The 22,755-nt window shown below is 68.6% G+C and carries 21 protein-coding genes; all 21 read right to left on the bottom strand.

Annotated elements, in window-relative coordinates:
- Positions 1 to 2: 2 nt before the first annotated feature.
- Positions 3 to 1,043 carry a DUF4872 domain-containing protein gene (locus tag ACWCQS_RS37560; RefSeq protein WP_451008642.1) on the bottom strand — a complete coding sequence of 347 codons (1,041 nt, stop codon included), beginning with the start codon at positions 1,041 to 1,043 and terminating at the stop codon, positions 3 to 5.
- Between the two features lie 4 nt (positions 1,044 to 1,047).
- Positions 1,048 to 1,800: a DNA alkylation repair protein gene (locus ACWCQS_RS37555; RefSeq protein WP_451008641.1), complete on the bottom strand. Its 753-nt coding sequence runs from the start codon at positions 1,798 to 1,800 to the stop codon at positions 1,048 to 1,050.
- Entirely contained in the window at positions 1,797 to 3,293 is a 1,497-nt protein-coding gene (locus ACWCQS_RS37550) for a B12-binding domain-containing radical SAM protein (protein ID WP_451008640.1), read from the bottom strand. Before ACWCQS_RS37550 ends, ACWCQS_RS37555 begins: the two co-directional genes overlap by 4 nt.
- A gap of 6 nt (positions 3,294 to 3,299) precedes the next feature.
- Positions 3,300 to 4,142, bottom strand: a complete 843-nt coding sequence (locus ACWCQS_RS37545; RefSeq protein ID WP_451008639.1) for a carbon-nitrogen hydrolase family protein — start codon at positions 4,140 to 4,142, stop codon at positions 3,300 to 3,302.
- Entirely contained in the window at positions 4,142 to 4,846 is a 705-nt protein-coding gene (locus ACWCQS_RS37540; protein WP_451008638.1) for a class I SAM-dependent methyltransferase, read from the bottom strand. The genes ACWCQS_RS37545 and ACWCQS_RS37540 overlap by 1 nt, the downstream gene beginning before the upstream one ends.
- Entirely contained in the window at positions 4,836 to 6,215 is a 1,380-nt protein-coding gene (locus ACWCQS_RS37535; RefSeq protein ID WP_451008637.1) for a coproporphyrinogen-III oxidase family protein, read from the bottom strand. Before ACWCQS_RS37535 ends, ACWCQS_RS37540 begins: the two co-directional genes overlap by 11 nt.
- Complete coding sequence (locus tag ACWCQS_RS37530) at positions 6,212 to 7,186, bottom strand: ABC transporter ATP-binding protein (protein ID WP_451008636.1); 975 nt, start codon at positions 7,184 to 7,186, stop codon at positions 6,212 to 6,214. The genes ACWCQS_RS37535 and ACWCQS_RS37530 overlap by 4 nt, the downstream gene beginning before the upstream one ends.
- Positions 7,179 to 7,958 (bottom strand): ABC transporter permease, encoded by a 780-nt coding sequence (locus tag ACWCQS_RS37525; RefSeq protein WP_451008635.1) that lies wholly within the window; start codon positions 7,956 to 7,958, stop codon positions 7,179 to 7,181. The genes ACWCQS_RS37530 and ACWCQS_RS37525 overlap by 8 nt, the downstream gene beginning before the upstream one ends.
- The gene (locus ACWCQS_RS37520; RefSeq protein ID WP_451008634.1) at positions 7,955 to 8,809 is read right to left on the bottom strand and encodes a carbon-nitrogen hydrolase family protein; all 855 of its coding nucleotides are present in this window, start codon (positions 8,807 to 8,809) and stop codon (positions 7,955 to 7,957) included. Before ACWCQS_RS37520 ends, ACWCQS_RS37525 begins: the two co-directional genes overlap by 4 nt.
- A complete protein-coding gene (mfnA, locus tag ACWCQS_RS37515; RefSeq protein ID WP_451008633.1) occupies positions 8,806 to 9,987 on the bottom strand; it encodes a tyrosine decarboxylase MfnA in 1,182 nt (393 codons plus the stop codon). The genes ACWCQS_RS37520 and mfnA overlap by 4 nt, the downstream gene beginning before the upstream one ends.
- A gap of 1 nt (position 9,988) precedes the next feature.
- Positions 9,989 to 10,774 (bottom strand): carbon-nitrogen hydrolase family protein, encoded by a 786-nt coding sequence (locus tag ACWCQS_RS37510; protein WP_451008632.1) that lies wholly within the window; start codon positions 10,772 to 10,774, stop codon positions 9,989 to 9,991.
- Positions 10,771 to 11,709 (bottom strand): carbon-nitrogen hydrolase family protein, encoded by a 939-nt coding sequence (locus ACWCQS_RS37505; protein WP_451008631.1) that lies wholly within the window; start codon positions 11,707 to 11,709, stop codon positions 10,771 to 10,773. The genes ACWCQS_RS37510 and ACWCQS_RS37505 overlap by 4 nt, the downstream gene beginning before the upstream one ends.
- Before the next feature lie 70 nt (positions 11,710 to 11,779).
- Positions 11,780 to 12,808 carry a phenylacetate--CoA ligase family protein gene (locus ACWCQS_RS37500; protein WP_451008630.1) on the bottom strand — a complete coding sequence of 343 codons (1,029 nt, stop codon included), beginning with the start codon at positions 12,806 to 12,808 and terminating at the stop codon, positions 11,780 to 11,782.
- A gap of 2 nt (positions 12,809 to 12,810) precedes the next feature.
- Entirely contained in the window at positions 12,811 to 15,846 is a 3,036-nt protein-coding gene (locus tag ACWCQS_RS37495) for a flavin reductase (protein ID WP_451008629.1), read from the bottom strand.
- Entirely contained in the window at positions 15,843 to 17,312 is a 1,470-nt protein-coding gene (locus tag ACWCQS_RS37490; RefSeq protein ID WP_451008628.1) for a 4-hydroxyphenylacetate 3-hydroxylase N-terminal domain-containing protein, read from the bottom strand. Before ACWCQS_RS37490 ends, ACWCQS_RS37495 begins: the two co-directional genes overlap by 4 nt.
- A 47-nt stretch (positions 17,313 to 17,359) precedes the next feature.
- Positions 17,360 to 18,829 carry a hypothetical protein gene (locus ACWCQS_RS37485; RefSeq protein ID WP_451008627.1) on the bottom strand — a complete coding sequence of 490 codons (1,470 nt, stop codon included), beginning with the start codon at positions 18,827 to 18,829 and terminating at the stop codon, positions 17,360 to 17,362.
- A 7-nt stretch (positions 18,830 to 18,836) separates the two neighbouring features.
- Positions 18,837 to 19,085 carry a ferredoxin gene (locus tag ACWCQS_RS37480; RefSeq protein WP_450986577.1) on the bottom strand — a complete coding sequence of 83 codons (249 nt, stop codon included), beginning with the start codon at positions 19,083 to 19,085 and terminating at the stop codon, positions 18,837 to 18,839.
- A 2-nt stretch (positions 19,086 to 19,087) separates the two neighbouring features.
- Positions 19,088 to 20,455: a phenylacetate--CoA ligase family protein gene (locus ACWCQS_RS37475; RefSeq protein WP_451008626.1), complete on the bottom strand. Its 1,368-nt coding sequence runs from the start codon at positions 20,453 to 20,455 to the stop codon at positions 19,088 to 19,090.
- The gene (locus tag ACWCQS_RS37470; protein ID WP_451008625.1) at positions 20,452 to 21,438 is read right to left on the bottom strand and encodes a BtrH N-terminal domain-containing protein; all 987 of its coding nucleotides are present in this window, start codon (positions 21,436 to 21,438) and stop codon (positions 20,452 to 20,454) included. The genes ACWCQS_RS37475 and ACWCQS_RS37470 overlap by 4 nt, the downstream gene beginning before the upstream one ends.
- A complete protein-coding gene (locus ACWCQS_RS37465; protein ID WP_451008624.1) occupies positions 21,425 to 22,102 on the bottom strand; it encodes a hypothetical protein in 678 nt (225 codons plus the stop codon). The genes ACWCQS_RS37470 and ACWCQS_RS37465 overlap by 14 nt, the downstream gene beginning before the upstream one ends.
- Positions 22,099 to 22,755: a class I SAM-dependent methyltransferase gene (locus ACWCQS_RS37460; RefSeq protein WP_451008623.1), complete on the bottom strand. Its 657-nt coding sequence runs from the start codon at positions 22,753 to 22,755 to the stop codon at positions 22,099 to 22,101. The genes ACWCQS_RS37465 and ACWCQS_RS37460 overlap by 4 nt, the downstream gene beginning before the upstream one ends.

Here is a 22,755-nt window from a genome sequence, read left to right as displayed (position 1 = left end):
GGCTACAGGGTGGTGAGCGCGGTGAGCGCCCGCTTCTCGATGTCCATCGCGGACCGCGCCGTGTCCGCCACGGCGTCCACGAGCGTCTTGAGATCGTCGCGCGCGGTGGCGGTTGCCCCAGCTGTCAGCAGGGCGGATCCCAGGTTCGACCACAACCGGCCGCTCTCGAGGAACTGCCCGGCCGCATGGGCGTAGCGTGCTTCGCCGGTGCTGTCGGCCATCCTCGTCAGGTAGCGGCCGATCATCGGGCGGAACAGCCCGCCGCCGGTGCCGAACGACTCGATCTGCCGTCCCAGATGCAGTAGTTGACGCGCCAGTGCGTCGGTCCGCACCACACGGCCGGTCAGGTCCACGTCCTCGACCTCGCCGTGCTTGGACTGCGGCCATGACGCCGCCGTCGTGGCCAGCAGCCTCATCCCGGGAATGCCCAGGTGCCGGCTGCCCGGTCTGAGGACCTCGCGGCACAGGTTCCGGACGGCCACCGGCCCGACGAGGTTCAGCTGCGGTGTCCTCCGCGGTGCGCCGAAGACGTACACCTTCCAGTCCGGGTTCAGCGGCGGCGAGTTGCGGCTGGACCGGGCCGCCTGCAACTCGGCCGTACTCACGGACACGGGCTCGTCGAACGCCGGGTCCGACACCTCGAACGCGTCGGCCCCGAGGGGGCGGACCACGTTGACGAAGTACCCGCCGAAGGAGGAGCGCCCGTCCAGACCCCAGTACGGGAGCAGACCGAGGTCCACCCGGGTCATGACGGCCGGCGCCGACTCGAGCAGCTTGGCCAGGCCCGCGCCGGACTTCGGCGTATGCACGGCGACCTCGACGCCCATCAGCCGCGCCGCCCGAAGTGGCATGATCGCCTGCTTGCCGACGGCGATGTCCGGCGCGTTGCCGTTCGCCGGGAAGAACGAGAAGCCGAAGCCTCCGTCCAGCCCGAACACGACCTCCTCGTCGACCGTGAATCCGCCGGCGGCGAGAAGGGCGCATTGGCAGGCCGTCTCGCAGTGGATGCCCCGACGGTGGACGTAGCGGCCGGTCGCGTTCATCGCGTCACCCCTGTCCCAGTGCCATCAAGGACCGCCGCATCCGCGGGTCCATCTTCTCCACCGCGTACCGGAAGGTGTCGCGGGGCATTTCGGTGTGCCAGGTACGCAGGAACTCGGCCACCTCTGCGGGATGGACCTCTGCTGTGACCTTGAGCAGCCAGCCGCAGCCCTTTTGCACATAGACGTGGTCGTCATGCATCAGCCGGGCGCAGTTGTCGAAGACGTGCGACGGCGGCAGCTCGAAGACCGTCCGGCCCACCTTGCGCCGGACGAACTTCACGACCGCCACGTTCGCGGCACGCCTGGCCCACGGCGAGGTGGACTCGACCCAGCGCCGCGTCCGCGGGATCAGTTCCAGATGCCCGAGGAAGAACGGATACAGCAGCTTCAGGCACATGTCGTCGCACTGCGCCCAGTTGGACACGTAGGTCTGCAGCCAGTGCTCGCAGCGGTCCAGCAACTCGTCGCCGAATCCGGTCCTGGCGACCTTGTGCAGGACGGCGAAGCCCAGCAGCACCTCCTCGTGGTACTCGGCGCGCGCCAACAGCGCCTCCGCCAGGAGCAGTCGCGTCGCCGCGGAGACGTCGCGCCGGTCACGGAAGTAGTCGGTGGCGATCTCGGCGACCGCGGCGTTGCCGACCCCGAGCGCCCGGATCTCGTGCGGGAAGTACCGCTGCATTCCCCCCGCGAAGTCCGGATCCGCTCGGTCCGTGAGCGTCTTCAACAACTCTTCGGCGACCGCTGGAACATCCGTCATGAGGTGCCGATCGTGAGTTTGAGCGGCTGGGTGGTGGGTCGCGGTGCGCGTTCCAGCCGCGGCTTGCTCTGCATGACGTACTCGTACTCCTGTTGCATCTCGACCACGGCCCGGATCGTGTCCTTCGAGCGGTCCGCCAGGTTCTGCCCGCCCAGGCCCCACCACAGGTACCAGTTCTTGTGGCTCAGGTAGGCGTTGCGGACGAAGTCGAGCGTGTCCCGATCGGCGAGGATGGCCGGCTCCACATAGAAGGCGGGGACGAAAGTGCCCTGCCCCTCCCGCAGGATCCCGGCCTTGACGGCCTGGCGCTGCAGCTTGGTGCCGCTGAGTATCCGGATGCCGAGGTTGGCGTAGATCTGGGCCGGATTCAGATACCGCTCGGTGAACCGGATCGATTCCCTCAGCGCTTGGGGGGTCTCGCCCGGCCCGCCGAGGAAGATGCAGTGGGTGTGCTCGATCGGGCTGGCCGTGAAGAGGCGGTCGATCTCGAGGACCCGCGCCATGTCGAAGCCCTTCATCAGGTCCGACAGGGCTTCGTCGGTGAGCGCGTCGGTGCCGAGGTCCACCCGGATGCAGCCGGCCGCGTGCAGCAGCTCGACGAACTCCGGCGTGACCGCGTTCGGCGTCAACTGGCAGTACCAGGGTACGTCGAGCTTGGCGCGGATCATCTCCTCGCACACTTCGGCCGCGTACTCCATCGGGTAGTTGAAGGTCGCGTCGACGATCTCGAACTCCCGCACGGCCGGGTTGTCCGCCATGGCCCGCTGAATCTCGCCGACGACCTCGACCGGGTCCTTGAACCGGTCGCCCTTGCCTTCGGTCTTGCGGATGATGCAGTACGAGCAGAACAGCTTGCAGCCCCGCTTGGTCTGCAGGGTCTCGATGGCCGGCTGGTGGTCGCGGGTGAGGTCGGAGGCCGCCGAGACGCCCTCCTCGAAATACCGGGGGTCGTAGACGGATCGGTCCGGCTCCAACGCCCCCAGGTCGAAGGCGGAGTTCGACTGGTTCTGGCAGAACTTCCCGTTCTCGTCGAGGTAGCAGAGTCCCGAGATCGACTCCAGACGACCGCCGGACTGGAGGTAGTCGAGCAGTTGGACGATGCCGGCCTCGCCCTCACCCGCGATGCCGTAGTCCGGCTGGGCGTACTCGAAGAACGACAACGGCTCCACCGAGAAGCCGGATCCGCCGAGGACGACCGTGGCACTGGTGTACTTGCGTACGCACTGGACGATCTTCTCGGTCATCGGGCCGAAGAAGACCGGGTCGATGAACGTGAGGTTGTCCAGGTTGCGTACGGCGATGCCGACCACGTCGTACGTGCCGGTGGTCAGCCTTTCCCGGACCGCCTTCAGCTCCCGGGACTCCCAGAGGAGGTCCAGGACGTCGACGTCGTGTCCGGCGTGCTTGAGGGCGGCGCTGATGTAGGCCATGCCGATCGGCAGCGCCGGCCGCGGCACCCTGATCTTGTTGGTGGAGATGAGCAGCACTCGCATGGGATGTCACTCTCGTTCGAGCTGCCAGTACGTCGCCGGCCGCAGATCGCCGCGCAGGGTGGCCTTCGTGCGGTAGCGGCGCATGCGGTCCAGGTCGATCTCGACGACGCCGACGCCCGCCTCCTTGCCGAGGTCCACCATCCGTTCGTCGCCGTCGACGAAGTCGAATCGTTCGGCCTCGAGGAACAGCGGGTCCGCCAGGATCTGACTGCACCCCATGTAGCCGAATCCGGCGTACAGATTGGTGCCGATCCCGGACGCGAACGCGACGATGCATTCGGCGTCCACCGCCCGGACCGGCAGTCGCATGTTCGCCACGTACGCGAACATCTCGGGCACCAGCGCGGAGCACACGATGATGTCGACTCCTCGGCGGCAGTACTCCCGCGCGACCTCGGGGAAGTTGATGTCGTAACCCTGCATCAGGCCGATGCGCCCGAACTCCACGTCGAAGACCGGGTATTCCGATCCGCCGGCGAGGTAGCGGGCCTCGAGTTCGTGGCAGTGCACGCGCCGGTAGCGGCCGAGCAGGGTTCCCTCCGGGCCGATGAGAACCGATGTGCTGTAGTACTTGCCGTCGTCGCCGCGCTCCAGCAGGCCGGCCGCGATGTGCACGCCTGCCTGCTTCGCCTGCTCGCAGAGGAAGTCGGTCTCCGGCCCCGGGACGGGCACGGCCACGTCCGCGACCTCGAGGATGTTGCCGGAGGTGGAGAAGGCCTCGGGCAGGCAGATCAGGTTCGCCTTCCGCTCGACGGCCTCGCGGATGTACCGCTCGGCCCGGCGCAGGTTCTGGGCCGGCTTGCCGAGTTTCGACTCCATCTGGATGACGGCGATCGATGTCCCGGACATCACGGGCTCACCGGCTCGAGGGGGCGCGAGGAGATCACCAGGCCGAGGTCCTCCTCCACCACCTGCCAGTCGGTCAGGCCGGCCTCCCGGAGCAACTCGGCTGCCTCCTCGCGGGTGTACGCGGCCTGCAACGACCGCATGAACTCGTCACCACCCTCCTTCACGAACTGCAGGATGAAGGTGATGTGCCCCTCCTCGGCGTGCCGGTTCATGTCCTCGATGATCACGACGCCGTCGGGTTTGCAGATGCGGGCGCATTCCTTCAGCGTCTCGACCGGCCTGCGCCAGCGGTGCAGCGAGGAGAACGAGAACACGATGTCCGCGGAATCGTCCGGGAACGGCAGCCGGTTCAGCTTGGCCATCTCGAATTCGACGTCGCCGGCGGTGTTCGCCCACACGGCCAGCGTCAGGTTGTCCTCGGCGACGTCAACGAGGTTCTGGTTCTCCTCCACCCCGGACACGGCCAGGTCCGGCAGTTTGCCGGCCACGTGCAGCGACAGCAGGCCGGTGTTGAAGCCGACCTCGACCAGGTCGGTCATCCCGTCGCGGACGTTGGCCAGGATGCGGTCACTGGGCCGCTTGTACGCCATCAGCGCGGATCGGCGCATGCCGAGGTCGTAGAAGCGCACCTTCTCGATGTCGTCGTGCGGGGATGGCTGCGGCACGCGGTCGGTCAGGTTGAGCAGTCGGGTCTCAGTGGTCATGGCGGGCCTCCTCGGCCTTGGGCCGGGGGGTGATCTGCACGGGGATCGGCTGCTGGGCTATGAAGTTGGAGATGTCCGCCCCCAGATGCTGCGGGTAGCGCCGGTACTCCGGCGAGTAGAACGCCTTGGAGATGTTGTCCAGGTAGTACCAGCCCTTCGGGCCGGTCACCTCGATGCCGTCCTCATCGGCGGTGATCAGGCCCTTCTCGATCAGGTCGTCGATCTCGGCGCGGAACATCTCCATGAAGTCGACGCCGTGGATCCGGCGGAACCGGTCCCGGTTGACCCGCCCGGCCTTGACGCCGAGGACCATCGATCGCCGGATCGCCTCCGACTTGGTGATGTGCTTGCCCATGGAGATCGGCAGCCGGCCCTCCATCACCGTCTGGATGTAGCGGCCGATGTCGGGCTCGTTGAAGTACCAGTGGTCGCGCAGGTGCCCGGTCGCGGTGGGGCCGAGCGGGATGATGGGGACGTCCTCGCTCCACGACGTCTCGCCGTACTTCGGCTGGTAGCCGGGTTTGGCGAAGCAGTCGCCGTAGTAGCCCAGGAAGCCGCTCTTGGAGAGCTTGTCCGCGGCGAACAGGAACATCTCGTCGACCACGGCCTTCTCCGGGACCGGCGGCAGCTTCCTGCGCTTCGTGGAGACCTGCGCGAACTCCATGTAGGTGTAGAACGAGATGCAGGTGACCCCGAGCTCGATGGCGGTGTCGAGGCTGTGCTCCCAGCTCTCCATCGTCTGCCCGTTGATGCCGTGCATGAGGTCGATGTTGATGTTCTCGAATCCGCACCGGCGCAGCAGCCGGATGCTCTCCTTGAGCATCTCCGGGTCGTTCGGGCGGCCGATGTTCTTCAGTTCCTCCGGCACGAAGGTCTGCACGCCGAGGCTGATGCGGCGCACTCCGCGTTCCAGCAGGACGTTGGCCTTGCGCTCGGTGATGTCGACCGGCGTGGTCTCGATGGAGAAGTCGGCGTCCTCATCGACGTTCAGGCTGCCGAACAGGTGGCCCAGCAGTTCGTCGAGCTGCGGGGCGGTGAGCGCGGTCGGGGTGCCGCCGCCGATGTAGCCGAGGGTGATGACGTGGTCCTGGATGTACGGCCGGTCCGCGTAGTTGGTGATCTCCGTCTTCAGCGCTTCCAGGTATGTGCGGGTCAGGTCCCGGTCGGTCTGGTGCTTGATGTACGGGCAGCTGAAGCAGAGCCGGTTGCAGAACGGGATGTGGACGTACACCCCCATGGGCTTGCGGGCGAAGACCTCCTCCTCGTTCACCGGCACATGCTTCGTCGGGTACTGCCGCACCCACTCGTTGTCGCGCTCCGGGTATTCCTTCCAGAACGGCATGCTCGTGGTCGTGGTGGTGATGCTCATGCGATGTCCCCCAGTTCGACTTGATCGACGATGGAACGGACGACGTCCGCCAAGGTGGGCTGGAAGTAGGACGCGGAGCGCAGTGCGAGGCCGGCGGCGTGGGCATGGGCAACCATCTCGGCCAGAGTGCCTTGATGATCACCGTCGGACAGGTCGAGCTTCACGCCGTGATCGACGGTGTGGACGGAACGGATCAGGCCGCCGGTCGTCGCCTGCCGCTCCGCCCAGTCGTGCAGCTGCGCGAGGTGCGCGTCGGTGAAGGCCTCCAGGATCAGGCTGGAGCGCTCGCCCCAGCGGGTGACGGCGTCGAGCGAGGCATCCTCGACCTGGTGGCCCTGGTGCAGCACGACGACCGAGTCGGCGAGCGCGAGGAGTTCGTCGCGGTGATGGCTGGCGAACAGCACGCCGACGCCGTCCTTCTTCAGACCCCGCAGCAGTTCCAGCAGCGTCTCGCGGGCCGTCGGGTCGAGGCCCGTGGTCGGCTCGTCGAGGATCAGCAGGTCGGGCCGGTGCGCCACGGCGCAGATGACGTGCAGCTTGCGCTGGCTGCCGCCGGAGAGGCTGCGGACGTACTGGTGGCGGTACTGCTCGAGGTCCGCCAGCGCGATCAGCTCCTCGTAGCGGCCCGGGTCGGCCCGTCGGAGCTTGAGCTGATGCTTGACGTACGTCTCCACGGTGACGCCGTCCGGCAGGTCCTTGGCCTGCTGGACGTACCCGATGTGGCGGCTGACCTGCCCCCAGCGGCGGGGCGGGGTGCCGCAGATGCGCACCACTCCGTCGGCCGGGCGCAGCAGGCCGGCCACGAGCCGGATCAGTGTGGTCTTGCCGGCGCCGTTGGTGCCGATGATGGCCACGCCTTCGCCTGCGTCCACCGTGAATTCGACGGAGCGCAGGGCGAAGTCGGGGCTCACCCGGTAGTCGAGTCGGGAAACGGACAGCACCGGCGTTCCGGCGCCCGTGGTGTCAGCCATGGCCGATCCTCCTGCGAAATGCCCATGCGGCGACGCCGACGGTCAGGAACGAGTAGACGACCGCGAGGGCCGTCGACGACCCGGAGGCCGAGACGTGCGGCGAGGTGGCGGCGCGGAAGATCTCGACGTGCACCGCGAGCGGAAGCCTGGCGAAGACGTCGCCCAGCGTCCCGAGGTTGGCGAGCGGGAAGAAGATCCCGGCGAAGTACATGAGCGGGATGACGATGATGTTCACGACCGCCGGGAAGGAGATCTCGTTGGTGTATGTCGCGACGAGGATCCCGAGCCCGGCGAAGGCCGTGCACGCGGTGAAGAAGCCGAACAGGAACAGCGGCACCGACTCGATGCGGGCGTCGAAGACCCCGACGCCGAGCACGACCACCAGAACGAACTGGAACAGGCACTTGAGCACGACGCCGACCAACCGGGCGAGCAGGAACCCCGAGTAGGACAGGGGCGACAGGATCAGGTCCTCGATCGTCCGGCGGTTGCGGTCGATGATGACCGTGTAGCCGACGGTGTAGGTACAGCTGAACATGATCCCGGCGCCGATGATGCCGGGGAAGACGAAGCCGAAGTAGTTGGCGGCCGTCGGCGCCGGACTCACCATCTGGTCGGTCGCTGCCCCGAAGGCCAGCACCATCGACACCGACGTCAGCAGCGTCGAGATCGCGAACAGGCGGTTGTCGAAGAACTGCCGCATGTCGATGGCGACCAGCCCGAGCACGTCGCCGAGCCAGCTGGACTCCGGCTGCACACGCATTGCTGTCATCGAACGCGACTCCCGTGGCTCGTGGTCCAGGTCGAGCGCAGGTCGTCGTGGAAGGGCAGGTCGGCGCGGATCTTCCGCCGCTGCCGCCAGTGCACCTCCGCGTCGATCACCGTTTCGCGCGTGCCCGGGCCGGCCTCGGCGAGGATGTCCGCCTCCGGGTCCTGCCGGGCGTCCTGCACCAGACCGTCGACGATCATGCTGCGGCCGAGGTAGCTCATGTTCGCGAAGCGGTTCTCCCCGACTCCGCTGGCGAACACCAGCGCACACTCGTTGTCGGCGGCCCGAGCGCGGCAGATGGACCGCAGCGGGTGTGAGAACGGCCCGAAGAGGTTCGCCACGCAGACGACGAGGTCGGCGTCCTGGGCGAGGTAGTGCCGGCTCGCCTCCGGGAACCGCAGGTCGTAACTCACCAGCAGGCCGATCCGCCCGACCGGGGTGTCGATCACCTCGCCCGGCGAGCCGGTGGACACGTATGCGGACTCGCCCGCCCACACGCAGGCGCGGCGATACCAGCCGAGGGGATCGCCGGCGGGGCCGACGAGCACGGCGGCGTCGAAGACGTCACGCCCGGACGAGAGCAGCACACCGGCGGCGATGTGCATCCCGAGGGTGCGGGCCTGCTCGGCGAGGAACTGCACGACGGGACCGTCCTCGGCGGTCGCGTCGGTGCGCAGCGTGGGGAAGTTCAGGCCGGTGGCGAACGTCGCCGGCAGACACGCCAGGTCGGCCTCGCGTTCTCGCGCGGTGGACAGCAGCTTGGCGGCTCGCGCCAGGTTCTCGTCCCGCTGCCCGGGCTCGATCCGCATCTGCAGGGCGGCGAGCCGGGTACCGGGGCCATGGAAGAGGCTCATCGCAGCGCCACCTCGGCCGCGACTTCCTGACGGGCCCGTTCCAGCACCGGAAGGAACTCGTCCACCATCTCCGGTGTCACGTGCCGGGTGACGACCAGGCGCAGGGTTTCGCCGAACCGCTTCGAGGTGGAGACGATCCAGCCCCAGGATTCGAGCAGCTGCGAGATCCGTGCCGCATGCGGCATCTTGACCACCACGATGTTCAGCTGCGGTTCGGCGAACAACTCGTGTCCGGCCGCGCGCAGCCCGACCACCAGGTGCTTCGTCACCTCGAAGTTGGTCCGGGTGAGGGCCCGGAAGCCATCACGCCCGAGGTGCTCCAGGACCGCGTAGGTCGACACCGCGGCGGAGCCCGGACGGGTGCCGAGCAGCGTGTTGTGCACCGGTGTGTCGACGAAGAACGAATCGACCGCGAAGCGTCCGGCGTCCTGTGCGCCCCGGAACAGGATCGCGCCGGCCGGGACGTTGGCCAGTCCGTACTTGTGCGGGTCGATGGTGATCGAGTCGACGCCCTCGACGGTGAAGTCGAACTGGGGCAGGTCATGGCCGAGTTCGCGGGCGAACGGGATGATGAAGCCGCCGGTGGCCGCGTCCACGTGCAGGTGCACGTCCCGTCCGGACACCGCCGGTCCGATCTCGTCGACCGCGTCGACGACCCCGAACTCGCTGCTGCCCGCCGTCGCGATGACCGCGACGGTGTGCTCGCCGATGCGCCGGGCGGCCTCGTCGGCCGGCAGCCGCAGGGAGTCGTCGACCGGCACGACGACCGGGGTCAGCCCCAGCAGGCCGAAGATCTTGGTGAAGGAGAAGTGCACGGTGCTGCTGACGACGACTTCGGGCCGGTCGGTCAGCCGCCCCCGGGCGCGCGCCGATTCGCGGGCCACCAGCATCGCGATCAGGTTCGCCTCGGTCCCTCCGGACACCAGGCTCCCCGACCCGCCGGGACGGCCCAGCAGATCGAGCAGCAGCTGGACGACCTTGCGCTCGATCCGCTTGGTACCGCGGAAGATACGTACGTCGCCGAGGTTGGTGTGCGCCGCGGCGGACGCCATCTCCACACCCAGCGGATGGGGTTCGGTGCAGATGGAGTTGAGCACCCGGTTCCACGGCACGTCGTCTGCGAGCTCCGTCGCGATCCGGCGTCGGACGTCGGAGGCGGGAGCGCCGGCGATTCGCATCTCAGCTCACCTGCGCCGTGAGGTCGGTGTACAACTCCGTGCGGCGCGCCCACAGTCCGAACCAGAGCGTCTGCTGGAAGCGCAGGTCGGGTTCGCGCAGGTGCCGGATCCTCTCGACGTCCCAGGGCGTCTCCAGGATGCCCTCGTGGGTGCCCGCCTCGGCGACGAATCCCTCGGGCATCGCCACTGCGCTGCCCCCGCCGCAGCGCTCGCTCAGCGAACCGGCGAAGGCGACCGCGACGGTGTTGAGGGTCGCGATACCCCACACCGCGGCGCGCTGTGCGGCCTGCTGTGTGCCGTCGAGGGACCCGGCCACCAGCAGCAGTTCGGCGCCGGCCAGGCATTCGATGCGCGGCGGTTCGACCAGCCAGAAGTCGGGTCCGAGGAGCACTCCGACGTGACCGAACGGCGTCTCGACGACCGGGAAGTCGTCGCCGGTGCCGGTCGTCCGGTCGGGCAGGACGGCCCGCTCCACCTGGGCGCACACCGATCCGCTCGGGTCCAGCAGCCGGGCCACCTGCGTCAACCCGCCCGGCCGTTCCTCCGGCCAGGAGCCGGTGAGCACGTAGGCACCATGGGTTCGCGCCAGTGCCGTCAGGCGGTCCAGGCACTGCTCACGCAGCCGCGGGGGCAGCGCCGAGACGTCGTCGCCGGTGGTGAACGCGTTCTCGGGGAGGACGACGAACGACGCCTCGTCGGTCACCCGGCTGTCGAGATCGTTGAGCACGGCGGCGGCCGTCGCCTCGGGGTTCGCCCGGCGGGCGTGTTGCGCTACGAAGATGGTCACGGACGGGTCCCCTCACTTGCACTGGTCGCGGCGACGGTCCGGCTCCGATCCGGGCCGCCGCCCCCGGTCAGGCTCGCCCGCAGTTCCGCGGCGAGATCCCGGTTCACTCCGGCGTACGGGGTGAGCAGCGTCTGGTAGGCGTCCGGCCGGCGCAGCTGCTGCCAGCGGCGGCCGTCTCCGGCCGCGGGCTCGTCGATGTCGACGACGAGCACCTCCGGCTTGTCGCTGCCGGCCTGCGCGATCACGCCCTCCGGGAGGGCGACCAGGCTGGTGCCGGCGAAGTGGATCTCCACGAGCCTGTCGCCGCGTTTGCCGCGGACGACGCCGACCGAACTCGCGTAGACGATGTTGACGTCGTTCAGGTACGCCGCCGTGCGCAAGGCGTTCACCATCAGCGGCTGGTTCTGCCCCAGCGTGCCGCCCGGCACGAAGATCGTTCGGGCGCCGGCCAGCGCCAGCATGCGGATGACCTCCGGGATCCAGAAGTCCGAGCACACGGCGATGCCGATCTTCCCGAACTCGGTCGACATGACGCCGAGCGAGTCCGCCTGACGGCACACCACCATCTCGTTGCCGAAGGCGTGCGCCTTGATGGCGCGTCCGGTGATGGCGCCCTGCCGTCCGATCAGCAGGGATGTGTTGCGGTACATGCCGTCCTGCAGGTCCTCGACGATCGAGCCCAGCAGGATGTGGGTGCCGAGTTCGCGGGCCAGAGACTGGAAGCCGTCGACGACCGGCCCTGGGATCGGCGTGTCGGTTCGCCCTTTCAGGCCGTCCTGGCCCGGCATGTACCACGGCGGGCCGAGCAGGAACTCGGGAAAGCACACCAGGTCGATGTCGCCGCCGCTGCAGACGTCCTCGATCGCCTGGTACGCGTTGCGCAGGCCGTCCTCATGATCGTCGGCCCATTGGGTCTGTACTACCGCTACCCTCATACGTCTTGTCTCCTCGAGATGCCACCGGGGGGATCGGCCACCGCGACGGCTCGCCGCGGCCGGGTGCAGGTCATGACGTGGCGGTACTCCAGTCCTTCGCGTCGACGATGGTGACCTCGGCCTCGACGCCGAGCGCGGCGCCGATCTCGCTGCGGATCAACCGCTGCATCGCGCCGTCGGCGAGCGATTCCGGGTCGGCCACGGCGCAGGTCACATGGAAGGTGCCGTCCCGGACCTCGCAGGCGAAGTGCGGCGCGAGCCCGGCGTGGCCGAACACGATCCGCTCCACGTCCACCGCCGAGATCGGGGCGTCCGGTCCGGGTAGCGCCGCGGCCACGCTCCCGAGCGGAACCAGGACCCGGCTCGCGGCACCGCAGTCACACCTGCGGTCCGCCGGCCACAGCTCGACGAGTTCGCCGGTGGGTGAGCCCTCCAGGAGCAGCTCGCCGCGCCGGCCGCCACGGACCTCCGCCCGTAGCCGGTTCTCGCACAGGTGCAGTGCGCCGTACTCGCAGGCGACGGCCGCCGTCGGCGTCGACGGCGTCCCGTAGAGGGCGGAGGTCTTCGCCGCCCAGGCGGCGCCGATGTGATCGAGGCGTTCGGCGGAGCATGCCTCCCCCGCGCAGATGATGGTCCGGATCGCCGAGTGGTCCGGCCGCTGCCCGAGCGAGACCGCGAGGCTCGCCAGCTCCGCGGCGAAGCTCGGCGAGCACACCAGGGCCGTCACCTCGTACTGCTCGATCAGCCCGAGCAGCCGCTCCATCGGGCAGATGGTCCCGCTCGTCCCGACGCTGATCACCGAGGCGCCGACCATCTCGATCACGCGGTCCATCTCGGCGCCGACGAAGGACAGTTCGTACGGTACGGCCGAGACGACGACGTCGTCCTCGGTCAGCAGCCGGCCCAGCGCCAGCGCCAGGTCGATCTGATTGCGGATCCACTCGTCGCGGTTCATCACGATCGCCTGTGATCCGCCCGAGGAGTCGACCCGTTCGCCGTAGCGCGCGTGGACCGCGCCGCGACCGTCCGCCGTGTCGCCGGTATCGCGGGTGAGCAGTTCCAGGAACTGCTCGTAGTGCGTCGCGATGGGCGTGGTCATCGTCACCTGACCTCCGTTTCCCGGGCGAATCGGCGCCACCCGTGGTCGTCGAGAGCGCTGTCGTCCCGTTCGGCGCGGAGCAGGGGCCGGCGGTCGGTGCCGGCGTCGATGTCGACGTCGAGGACCTTCGCCAGGACGAACTGGTGGTCGCCGATCTGGTAGGTCGACTCCACCGCGCAGTCGATCGTGCCGACGGCGCCGGGGAGCCGGGGGCAGCCGTTGGAGGACGGGGTCCACGAGAGGGTGTCGAAGCGGCTGTCCGGCCTGCCCTGCGAGAACGCGTCGGACAGGTCCTTCTGATCCTCGCCGAGGATGTTGACGCAGAACCGGCCGGTGTCCGCGATGGCGACCCAGCTGGTGCTGCGCGAGCGCACCAGGAAGCCGATCAGGGCGAGTTCCTCGGAGACGACGGTGAGCGAGCCGATCACCAGTCCGTACGGCGACGGCCCGTGCTGCCCGGACTGCCGCGCCGTCCCGGCGACCACCGTGACGGCTCGCGGCAGCAGCTCGCCGATGACGCCGAGGTCCGGCACCGCACTCGGCTGCCCGCCTCCGGCGGGTTCGGGCCCGGGCGTGATCGCGCCGGGTTCGTCGCGAAGCCGGCGTACGAACCGGCCGGTCACGCTGGCCGGGTTGTCGGCGAGTTCCTCCGGGGTCCCGCTGTGCACCACCCGGCCACCGTCGCGGCCCGCACCGGGACCGAGATCGATCACCCAGTCGGCGATGGCGATCACCTTCACGTTGTGCTCGATGACCACGATGGTGTTGCCGGTGGAGATCAACCGCTCGAACAGGGCCAGCAGATGGCGGATGTCGGCGGAGTGCAGGCCGCGCGTCGGCTCGTCGAAGATGAACAGTGTGCGGCTCCGGCGTTGCTTGAGCAGTTCGCCGGCCAGGTTGAGCCGCTGCGCCTCGCCACCGGAGAGAGTGGTCGTCGAGCAGCCGAGCTGCAGGTAGCCCAGGCCGAACTCATCGAGCACGCCGAGGGCCTGGACGACCTTGGGGTAGCTCTTCGCGTCGAACCATTCGAGTGCGTCCTCGACGGTCATCGACAGTACGTCGTAGATGTTCTTGCCGCCCAGCCGTACCTCGAGGACGTGCTCCTGGAACCGGTGGCCGTCGCACTCGGGGCAGACGATGAACTCGCTCTTGAACAGGGTCATCTCGATCTCGGCCAGCCCGAGGCCCTTGCAGGACTCGCACCGCCCGCCGGCCACGTTCGGGCTGAACTCGGCGCGGCCGAGGCCGCGTTCGACCGCGTCGGTACTGGCGGCGAAGGCGTCGCGGACGTGGTCGCTGATGCCGATGTACGTGACGAGTGTGCTGCGGCTGGAGCGGCCGATCGGGCGCTGCTCGACGTAGATGACGTCGTCCAGGGCTTCGGCTGCGTCGACGCCGGTGCTGCCGGCCGCCGCGCCCGTCGACCGCTGGGCGATGGCCCGGGAGACGGAGTCGTGGATGCCGGCCACCAGTGAACTCTTGCCCGCGCCGGACACGCCGGAGACGCAGGTCAGCCCGCCGAGCGGGAACTTCGCGGTCAGGTCCACGACGTTGTTGCGCGTGATGCCGCGTACCTCGAGCCAGGGTGCGCCGGTGAGGTCGGCCTTCGTCCGCGACGGCCCGTTCGACAGCATCGCGGTCGCCGTCGGCGAGTCACCGGAGTTCAGCAGGTCGGCGTACCGGCCCTCGAAGACGATCTCGCCGCCGCGGGTTCCGGCCCCGGGCCCCAGTTCGACGATCCAGTCGGCGGCACGGATCACCGACTCGTCGTGCTCGATGACGATGACGGTGTTGCCGAGATCGCGCAGCCGCCGCAGTGAGTTGAGGACCTTCCCGGTGTCGGCCTCGTGCAGACCGGCGGTCGGTTCGTCGAGGACGTACATGACCCCGGTCAGGTCACTGGCCAGGTGCTGCGCCAGCAGCAGCCGCTGCAGTTCGCCACCGGACAGGGTGGTGACCGGCCGCCGCAGCTGGAGGTGGCCCAGGCCGACCTCCTCGATGTTCGCGCTCTGCTTGGCGATCGCGGAGGCGAGCTCGCGGACCTGCGGCGGCAGGTCACCGGTCGCGAGTGCGTCGCGCAACCGGCTGATGGAGGACGACAGTTCGTCGCTCTGGAAGTCGTGGAAGGTGTGCCCGGCCACCGTCGCCTTGAGCGACTCGGGGCGCAGCCGTCCTCCGTTGCACGCGGAGCAGACCTCCCGGCCGAGGTAGTTGGTGAAGGCGTTCTTGCGGGCGGCCGACGACGCGTTCCGGTAGGCGCGTTCCAGGAAGTCCAGGATGCCCTCGAAGCGGAAGTCGTTGGTGACCTTGCGGATCTTGAGCGTGTAGATCGTGTCCGAGCCGTGCAGCACCCGCTCGGTCTGCTCCGGGCTCAGCTTCTCGAACGGCAGGTCGAGGTCCAGGCCGATGTCCGCGGCCATCGCCTCGAAGGCCTTGCGCACGTTGGGAACGGCGAACGTGCCGGGGTCGGCGCCGTCCCAGATCTCGGTGAGCGTCTTCGACCGGTCCGGGATGATCTTGTCCAGGGAGAAGCCGACGAGTTCGCCGATGCCGTCACACGGAAGGCACTTGCCTTCCTTGCGGTTCGGGCTGAAGTGCTTCGCGGAGTGTGGTTCCGCGAAACAGCCGCACTCGTCGCAGAACAGATCCGGGCCGGTCGGGCCGAGACAGGCCGGGCAGACCGGCCGCGAGCCGGCGCCGAACAGCAGCCGGTACAGCCCGTCGAGGCCGGTGAGTGTCCCCACGGTCGAGCGGGGATTGGAGTAGCCGCCGTCGCGCTGGCGCAGGGCCACCGGCGGCTGCGTCCCCGCGATCCGGTCGAACTGGTAGTCGCCGTCGCCCATGTCGAGGGACTTGCTGGACAGGGCACCCAGGTACAGCGTCTTGGAGTGTTCGAAGAGGGTGTCGATGACCAGGGAAGACTTGCCCGATCCCGAGACGCCCGCGGCGACGACCAGCTTCCCCTTGGGGAAGGAGACGTCGACCGACTTCAGGTTGTGGGTCGTGACTCCCTCGAGTCGAATGCTGTCGAGACTCATGTGATGTCGTTCCGCCCTTCGACCAGCTTTCGGGCCTGGGTTTCGCAGCGCTGCAGGTCGGGATAGCGGGCGTAGAGCATCGAGCGGACCCGGGCGGGATCACCGCGGTTCCACGTCTCGTAGAGCTCCTGGCGCATCCCGAAACGGTCGACGACCAGATCGGCGGCGAGCCGGAAGAGCCGGGCCTTCTCCTCCACCCGCATCTCGCGCCCGCACATGTAGGTGTCCAGCACCGTGCGCAGCTCGGGCGTCGCCAGATCGGCTTCCGAGGGCTGCATGATCAGACCCGAAGCGCCGATCTGCCGGATGATCGCCGAGCCTCGCGTGGAGAAGCCGCCGGCGACGGCGTCGAGCGCGGCCGTCGAACCGGGGGCGAGCAGACCCGAGGGGGTGGGGCGGCACTCGGCGTCGATGGCGGCCAGGCCGAGCCGTACGATCTCGACGTACGAGGTGAGTTCGCCGAGAAGGTCCGTGACCTGCCGGAACTTGTCGACACCGATCGCCTGGGCCAGCAGCGACGCGACGCCGAGCATGGTGCGCAGCCGGTGGTAGTAGCGCAGTTGGCCGGTGTAGAGCGACCACTTGTTCAGCTCGCCGAAGCCACGGACGGCCGTATCGGAGTCGTCGAGCAGGAAGACCCGGTCCATCGGGATGAACACGTCGTCGAACACCAGCATGGCGTCCTGCTCGTCGTAGTGCGCGGAGAGGCCGCCGCCGGAGCCGTCGGCGTAGGACTGGCGGCACAGGACGCGAAGGCCCGGCGTCGCCAGCGGAGCGGCGAACCAGCAGACGTAACTGGGGTCTTCGCGCAAGTAGTTCGCGGGCGAGAGGTAGATGAGCACCTCATGGGCGTACGGCGCCAGGGTGGCGATCTGTTTGGCTCCGCGCACGACGATGCCGTCGGTGCCGCGCCGCACCACCCTCAGTCCCAGCTCCGGCCGATCGGTGGGGGTCGAGGAACGATCGATCTGCGGGTCGCCCAGGCCATGGGTCAGCGTGAGGTCGTTCTCGCGGCAGTAGCGGTAGTAGTTCTCCGCGTTCCGCCCGAACCTCGGGTCGACCTTGGCCAGTTCGAACCGGAAGTCGTACAGGCCGACCACGACGTTCGACATGAAGTCGGGCACCCGGGAGAGCTGGCCGTAGGAGGACTCCACCCACCGGTGGGAGTTGGCCCACTTGCGGCTGAGCTCGTCCCGGTTGGCCGGGGCCAGGTACGACAGGCTGACCAGGTTGCCGGAAGTCTCCGACCGGTAGAGCATCTCGTCCGCCCGGTCGGGCAGATGCTGGGCGTCGTAGAGGCCGGCCAGCGTGGACAGCATCGGCTGAAAGCGCGGGTCGCCGGTCACGTCGACCCGGCGCCCGTCGCACCAGACTTCCCGCTCGTCCTTGATGCTGGCCACGTACTCCGGCCCTCGCCAGGCTCCGCTGGAGGAGCCGGGCAGAAGGGCTGTCTCGTCAGTGGGCATGACGCCGTCAGAGGCGTGAGGTTCTCGGGTGGTCACCGTCCGCGCTCCTACGGGTTCCGCTCGGCCGCACCGGAACGGAACGGCTGATAGCTCTGCTCTTGCACCTGGGGGAAGTACTCGCGTGTCGCCTCACCCACGATCCGCATCAGCTCGGAGTCGAGCGAGCTCGGATCGGTGACGAGCTTGGCCAGTGGTGAGTCCGGCACGGCGTTGGCCAGGCTCGTCCGGCGCGCCCGGTGGATCGCCGCCAAAGAGTGCTGGGCATTGGCCGCGTCCCGCATCTTGTAGACCGCCTGGGGCCCGTCCGGGACTCCGATCATGGACTTGGTGCCACCACTGCCCAGGCAGTTGCGGGGCATGTGCAGATGCTCATGCCGCCACTGCTGGTGGGCGGAGTGCAGTTGGAACGCCTGGTCGACCACGGTGTGCCGCAGCCACGCCTCCGGATCGTCGTGACGGCGTGCGTCGATGTCCCGGACGGTCTCCTCGAGGGAGGACCCACCGAGCGAGCACAGCCAGGCCTCGAGGTCGTTCCACATGTGCTTGAACAGGTCCCGGAACATGTGCTGCTTGATCGACAGCGAGTGCGTGCCGCTCGCGGGTCCCAGATTGGTCCGGAACTCGTGGTACTCGCCGGTGGCCAGGTGCTCGGCCATCACGCGCTGCGCCTCGACCACCGGATCGAGCAGCCACCGGCAGGCCGTCAGGTGCTGCGCCGCCCGGCTCAGAGCCGATGCCCGGATCGCCCGGATGGCGACCTCGAGGTGGTCGTTCGCCTCGGCGCAGAGAATCTCCGGGACCTGGTGCAGGGCGACGAACTCGCCATGCAGGGTGCCGGCGTTCAGCTCGGTCGCGGCGACCGCTCGCGCCAGCGTCTCGGCGGAGATCAACTCGTCGGTGCTCCGGCACACCCCGATGGGTACGGCGGTGAGGTCGCTCTCCCACTTGGTCGCGTCGTGACATCCGATCCGGATGCCGTGCAGCAGGCGGTACAACGAGTCGTCGATGCTCTTGGTGGCGATGGTGGAGCGGGTCACCTCGGGTGCGCCGGCCAGCAGCGGGCCCCTGGCCGCCTCCTCCAGCCCGCGCAGCGCGTCGACGTAGGCCGCGTAACCGGCGGACTCCGAGATGCTCAGGGCCGAGGTCCCGGCGGACAGGCCGGATCCGAAGACGCTGCGGGCGTGGAACATCACGGTGCCGAGCCTGCGCAGCAACCGGTGGAATCCGACGGCCCATTGGACATACCGGGAGGCGGCTGGGATGTCGTCGGCCAGCACACGCGCCTGGGTCCTGCCCGCCAGCCGGGCCAGGTTGAGCAGGCACACCTCCGAGGCTTGGAAGACCGCGCACACCGTGGAGTCGTACGTGCCCTCCGGCACCGCTCGTGCGGCCCGCGCCTCGGCGAGCAGGTCGATGCGGTGCAACTGGTCGTAACTTTCGGCCACCGGCCCCAGTTCGGTCGTCTGCCGCGGGCCGGCGCACGTGTCGGCTACGGCCGGGTCGTCCAGGCTTGACATTGCGCCATCACTCCTCAGTAGGCCCCGCTGTGTACCGGATCGATTCGGTGGGGCAGGATTCGAATGCGTCGAGGACCCGCTCCAGCTCGTCGGGCGTCTCGGGCTGTTTGCACACGTAGTGGACGTCGTTGTCGAGGTCTGCGTCGAAGTTCTCGGGCGCCAGGTCGTTGCAGAGCTTGCAGTCGATGCATGTGTCGTCGATCTCGAAGCGGCCTTCGATCGGAAGGCGCGTGGGAAGCGGCAGTTCCACCCTCACCGTCAGCCCCTCCCTCCCACGTAGGCGCTGAAGTTGCGCATCGTCGGTTTGGCCGAGGTGCGCAGCGCCGTCTCGAACCGGTCGGTGTCCAGTCGGCGGAATCGTGTGGACGCGCCGAGGCGGTCACGGACACCGGCCGCGATCGATGTCCGGGTCGCGTCGTCGCCGCTCGACGGCGGCAGGGCGATCTCCAGGGCGTCCCCGTCGACGTCGAAGGCGAAGTAGTACGGCGCGGTGGTCATGGCGCCCAGCACGATGTCCTCGATCTCCAGCTGGGAGGTCCAGCGGTCACCGACCGGGATCCGGTCACCGATCCGGCCACGGTGGCGCAGCCGGCGCAACGGGGAACCACAGCCGCACGGCGCCGCCTCGATCTGGCACACGTCACCGGTCCGGTAGCGCAGCAGCGGCATGGCCCGGCTGGCCAGCGTCGTCACGGCCAGCTCACCGACACAGCCGTCCGGCAGCCGCTCGCCGGATCCCGGATCCACCACCTCGAAGAACGTTCGTGTCTCGACCAGGTGCAGCTCACGGTCCCGGCAGAACATGGCGAGCGTGTTGGTCTCGGTCATGCCGAACATCGAGTACGCCACGGCGTCCCACTGATCGGCCAGGCGCCGCTTCTTGGCCGGCGACGCGCCCTCCCCCGCCATGAGGATCTTCGAGACCGCGAGGTCGCGGCGCGGATCGATGCCACGGCGGCGGGCGATCTCGCCGAGGAACAGGGCGCGCGTTCCGGAGCACACCAGTGTGGTCGCGCCCGAACGCAGCAGGGCATCGACCATCCGGTCCGGAGTGCAGGACGGTGAGGCCGCGCCGAGCGGCACGATGGTGCACCCGAGGATCTCGATGGCGCGGTCGAGGTCCTGGCCCACCCCGGCGAGCTCGTACGGGACGGCGATGGCCGCGACGTCCCGCTCGTCCAGCACGGCGGCCAGCAGGCCGGCGACGGTGAGGTTGTTCTCCAGCCAGTCCGCCATCGTGAAGAACGCCGCGATCGGGCGTCCGTTGCCGGTGCCGGAACTCTCGTCGAATCGGATGACCTCACGCCGCGGCACGGCGAGCATGCCGAGCGGGTAGGCGGCGGAGAGATGTTCACGGGTCGTGAAGGGGATGGCCTCGAACGCGTGCGGACGGCCCTGCGCAACCGCCTTGGCGACATCGGCGGGAACGAAGTCGGCGTAGAACGGCGAGTTGTGGCACGCGTGCTCCACGGTCGCGGTGAGCGCCTCCGCCGCCCACGCGTCGAGCGCCTGCCGGTCCAGTGACGTCACCGCGGCGACCTTCCGCGCGATGTCGACGCGGGAGAGGAGGGTGTCGTGCAGCCTGCTGCGCGGGTCGTGACCGGCCGGCCGGGCGAACGTGGTCATCGGGACGCCCCCTCCAGCCGCATCATGGCCGTACGCTCGTCGGCCGCGAGACCGTTGACGATCGACGCCGCCTCGTCGAGTGCTCGCCGGGCACTGGCGTCGTCGGCGTCGCGCAGCAGGTTCGCCACTTCCGTCCACCGCTTGGAGATGCGGCGGTACTCGACGGCGAGCTCGTCGTAGGCCTCGATGCCGGTCAGCTCGTGCGCCTCTTCCAGGAATTGCGCCCACAGCGTCCGGAAGAGTCCGCCGCCCGTTCCGCCTTCCTCCATGCTGGTGCCGACAATGCTCATCGCCTCGGCGGGACGCTCGAGCCGGTCGCGCCATGTCGGCATGAGCGAGCCGGCCTTCGCGATCCCTTTGAATCCCATGTTGGTGATCGGCGGGTTCAGGAACTCCTGCGCGGTGGCCAGAATCGAGGACCGGCAGGCCTTCGCGAGGATCGACTCGTCGTACCCGCGCGGGTCCACTCGGACCGACAGGCTGCGCGAGCACATCGGCCCCCTGGCGGACCGGGCCCGCGTCAGGCTTTCCCGCGATGTCGACTGGACGCCGAGTGATCGGGTCTCGACGAGGACGAACCTGTCGTCCTCGTAGCCGATGCAGGCGACGTAGTGCGCGGCGAAGTGGTGGTTCTCGTGCGCGTAGTCGAGGTGGTAGCGGTCGAGTTTGAGTCCCACCACGTCGCCCTCGTCGAGGGCCTTGAGCAGGGTGGCCTCGGCCTTCGCCGGTGACGCGGTCTCCTGCGTCTGCAACTCGAGGGTGAGGGCGTCCGCCACGTTGCGCATGAGGTGGTCCGGCTTGACCCGGCCGGCGAGGAACGGGTTGGGCATCTGCTTGGAGTGCCAGTACAGGAACGACAAGCCTTGTCCCAGCCCGAAGATCAGCGGCTCGCTCAGCTCGATGTCATGGTTGCGGAGCATGTTGAGCAGCGTGGTGGATTCGCAGTGGTCGCCGGAGTACGGCGAGATGTCAATGACTGCCATCGCTGTGCCCCATCTCGCCGCGCGGCGACTCGTACACGATCTCGAGCACGGAACTGCTGTCGTTGTTGCGCAGGTGCCCGTAGGTGTGGCCGAGTTCGTCCGCCTCGGTGAACGCGATGTTTTCCAGGTGGTCGACGCTCCGGTCCAGGACCTCCAGGACGTAGCGGACGTCGGCGTCGGTGTGCACATCGATGGCGACATGCGACATGAGCCGTCCGCGCTCGTCGGCGGAACGCTCCGCCCACGGGCCGAACCGGCGGCAGGCGAACATCTCGATGGCACGTCCGTCGGAGAGAACGATCGAGTTCCACCAGCCCGGCGTGCCGTACTGCCGGGGTGAGATGTACGACGGCCCCATCTCGATGGTGGCGATCCGACCGGAGGCGCGGAGGTCGTTGAGGTAGGCGTTCCAGGCGAACACCTCGTCGTCACTGTCGTAGTCGCCCATGTAGATGCCGACGTGATTGACCCCGGCGAACCTCTCGACGACGTCGTCCGGCGCGTATCCGCACCACGCCGACAGGTACTGCCCGCAGTCGAGGTCCTGCCATGTGCTCGACGTCTCGAGGATCTCTTCCCAGGAGCGGCCGAATCCGGGACGGTCGGGGAAGCGCCCCTCACGAGTGGCGGTGATGGCCGGCAACCTTCCCGCGAGTGCATTCATGGCGCGTCCTTCCTGCCCGTGATGACGATTCCCATCTGCACTTCCGTCACGGTGGCCGTCGCGAGCGCGGTGCCTTTCAGGATTTCCTCGACCTCGCTCTTGATGTACGAGGACCGGATCGAGGTCCGGAAACCCGGGCGCATGTCGGCCGCGATGTTCGCCTTCATGAACTGAAATGTCGTCCGGTCGACGTCCCTGCGCAGATCGGAGATGACGTACCGTCCGCCCGGCCTGAGCACGCGATGCATTTCCGACAGGGCGGCCACCGGGTCCGCCCATTCGTGCAGCGAGGAGGCGCTGATGGCGTGATCGAAGCGCTGGTCCTCGAACGGCAGCGCCAGCACGGTGCCGCATTCGTAGGTGCATTGCCCGGTGACGCCGTAGCCGTCCGCATTGGCGCTCGCCCGCCGGAGCATCGCCGGCGAGATGTCGAGGCCGACGAGCCGGGCGGAGCCATCGGCCTGGGCGATCCATTCCAGACCGAGGTAGCCGGGGCCGCATCCGAGCTCCAGGACCTCCCCGGAGTTGATCCCTGCCTGCAGGATGTCGTCGACCTTCTCCTGGAGCCAGCCGTTGTCCCGGATGTGGCGCTGCATCTCGTCGTACTTGAAAGCCAGTTCGTCGCCCTGCAGGCCTTCGTCGGTCTCCGGCAC

This window comes from Streptomyces sp. NPDC002076 (assembly GCF_053593835.1).
The sequence above is the reverse complement of the archived record's forward strand: the minus strand, read 5'-3'. Positions and strand labels throughout refer to the sequence as shown.

What these genes read in the sequence shown, in the direction of transcription:
- ACWCQS_RS37555 (WP_451008641.1), bottom strand. Translation starts at nt 1,800, where the DNA reads ATGACGGATGTTCCAGCGGTCGCCGAAGAGTTGTTGAAGACGCTCACG.
- ACWCQS_RS37530 (WP_451008636.1), bottom strand. Translation starts at nt 7,186, where the DNA reads ATGGCTGACACCACGGGCGCCGGAACGCCGGTGCTGTCCGTTTCCCGA.
- ACWCQS_RS37470 (WP_451008625.1), bottom strand. Translation starts at nt 21,438, where the DNA reads ATGGCAGTCATTGACATCTCGCCGTACTCCGGCGACCACTGCGAATCC.
- ACWCQS_RS37475 (WP_451008626.1), bottom strand. Translation starts at nt 20,455, where the DNA reads ATGACCACGTTCGCCCGGCCGGCCGGTCACGACCCGCGCAGCAGGCTG.
- ACWCQS_RS37505 (WP_451008631.1), bottom strand. Translation starts at nt 11,709, where the DNA reads ATGAGGGTAGCGGTAGTACAGACCCAATGGGCCGACGATCATGAGGAC.
- ACWCQS_RS37495 (WP_451008629.1), bottom strand. Translation starts at nt 15,846, where the DNA reads ATGAGTCTCGACAGCATTCGACTCGAGGGAGTCACGACCCACAACCTG.
- ACWCQS_RS37540 (WP_451008638.1), bottom strand. Translation starts at nt 4,846, where the DNA reads ATGACCACTGAGACCCGACTGCTCAACCTGACCGACCGCGTGCCGCAG.
- ACWCQS_RS37535 (WP_451008637.1), bottom strand. Translation starts at nt 6,215, where the DNA reads ATGAGCATCACCACCACGACCACGAGCATGCCGTTCTGGAAGGAATAC.
- ACWCQS_RS37550 (WP_451008640.1), bottom strand. Translation starts at nt 3,293, where the DNA reads ATGCGAGTGCTGCTCATCTCCACCAACAAGATCAGGGTGCCGCGGCCG.
- ACWCQS_RS37520 (WP_451008634.1), bottom strand. Translation starts at nt 8,809, where the DNA reads ATGAGCCTCTTCCATGGCCCCGGTACCCGGCTCGCCGCCCTGCAGATG.
- ACWCQS_RS37465 (WP_451008624.1), bottom strand. Translation starts at nt 22,102, where the DNA reads ATGAATGCACTCGCGGGAAGGTTGCCGGCCATCACCGCCACTCGTGAG.
- ACWCQS_RS37560 (WP_451008642.1), bottom strand. Translation starts at nt 1,043, where the DNA reads ATGAACGCGACCGGCCGCTACGTCCACCGTCGGGGCATCCACTGCGAG.
- ACWCQS_RS37525 (WP_451008635.1), bottom strand. Translation starts at nt 7,958, where the DNA reads ATGACAGCAATGCGTGTGCAGCCGGAGTCCAGCTGGCTCGGCGACGTG.
- ACWCQS_RS37500 (WP_451008630.1), bottom strand. Translation starts at nt 12,808, where the DNA reads ATGACCACGCCCATCGCGACGCACTACGAGCAGTTCCTGGAACTGCTC.
- mfnA (WP_451008633.1), bottom strand. Translation starts at nt 9,987, where the DNA reads ATGCGAATCGCCGGCGCTCCCGCCTCCGACGTCCGACGCCGGATCGCG.
- ACWCQS_RS37485 (WP_451008627.1), bottom strand. Translation starts at nt 18,829, where the DNA reads ATGTCAAGCCTGGACGACCCGGCCGTAGCCGACACGTGCGCCGGCCCG.
- ACWCQS_RS37490 (WP_451008628.1), bottom strand. Translation starts at nt 17,312, where the DNA reads ATGCCCACTGACGAGACAGCCCTTCTGCCCGGCTCCTCCAGCGGAGCC.
- ACWCQS_RS37545 (WP_451008639.1), bottom strand. Translation starts at nt 4,142, where the DNA reads ATGTCCGGGACATCGATCGCCGTCATCCAGATGGAGTCGAAACTCGGC.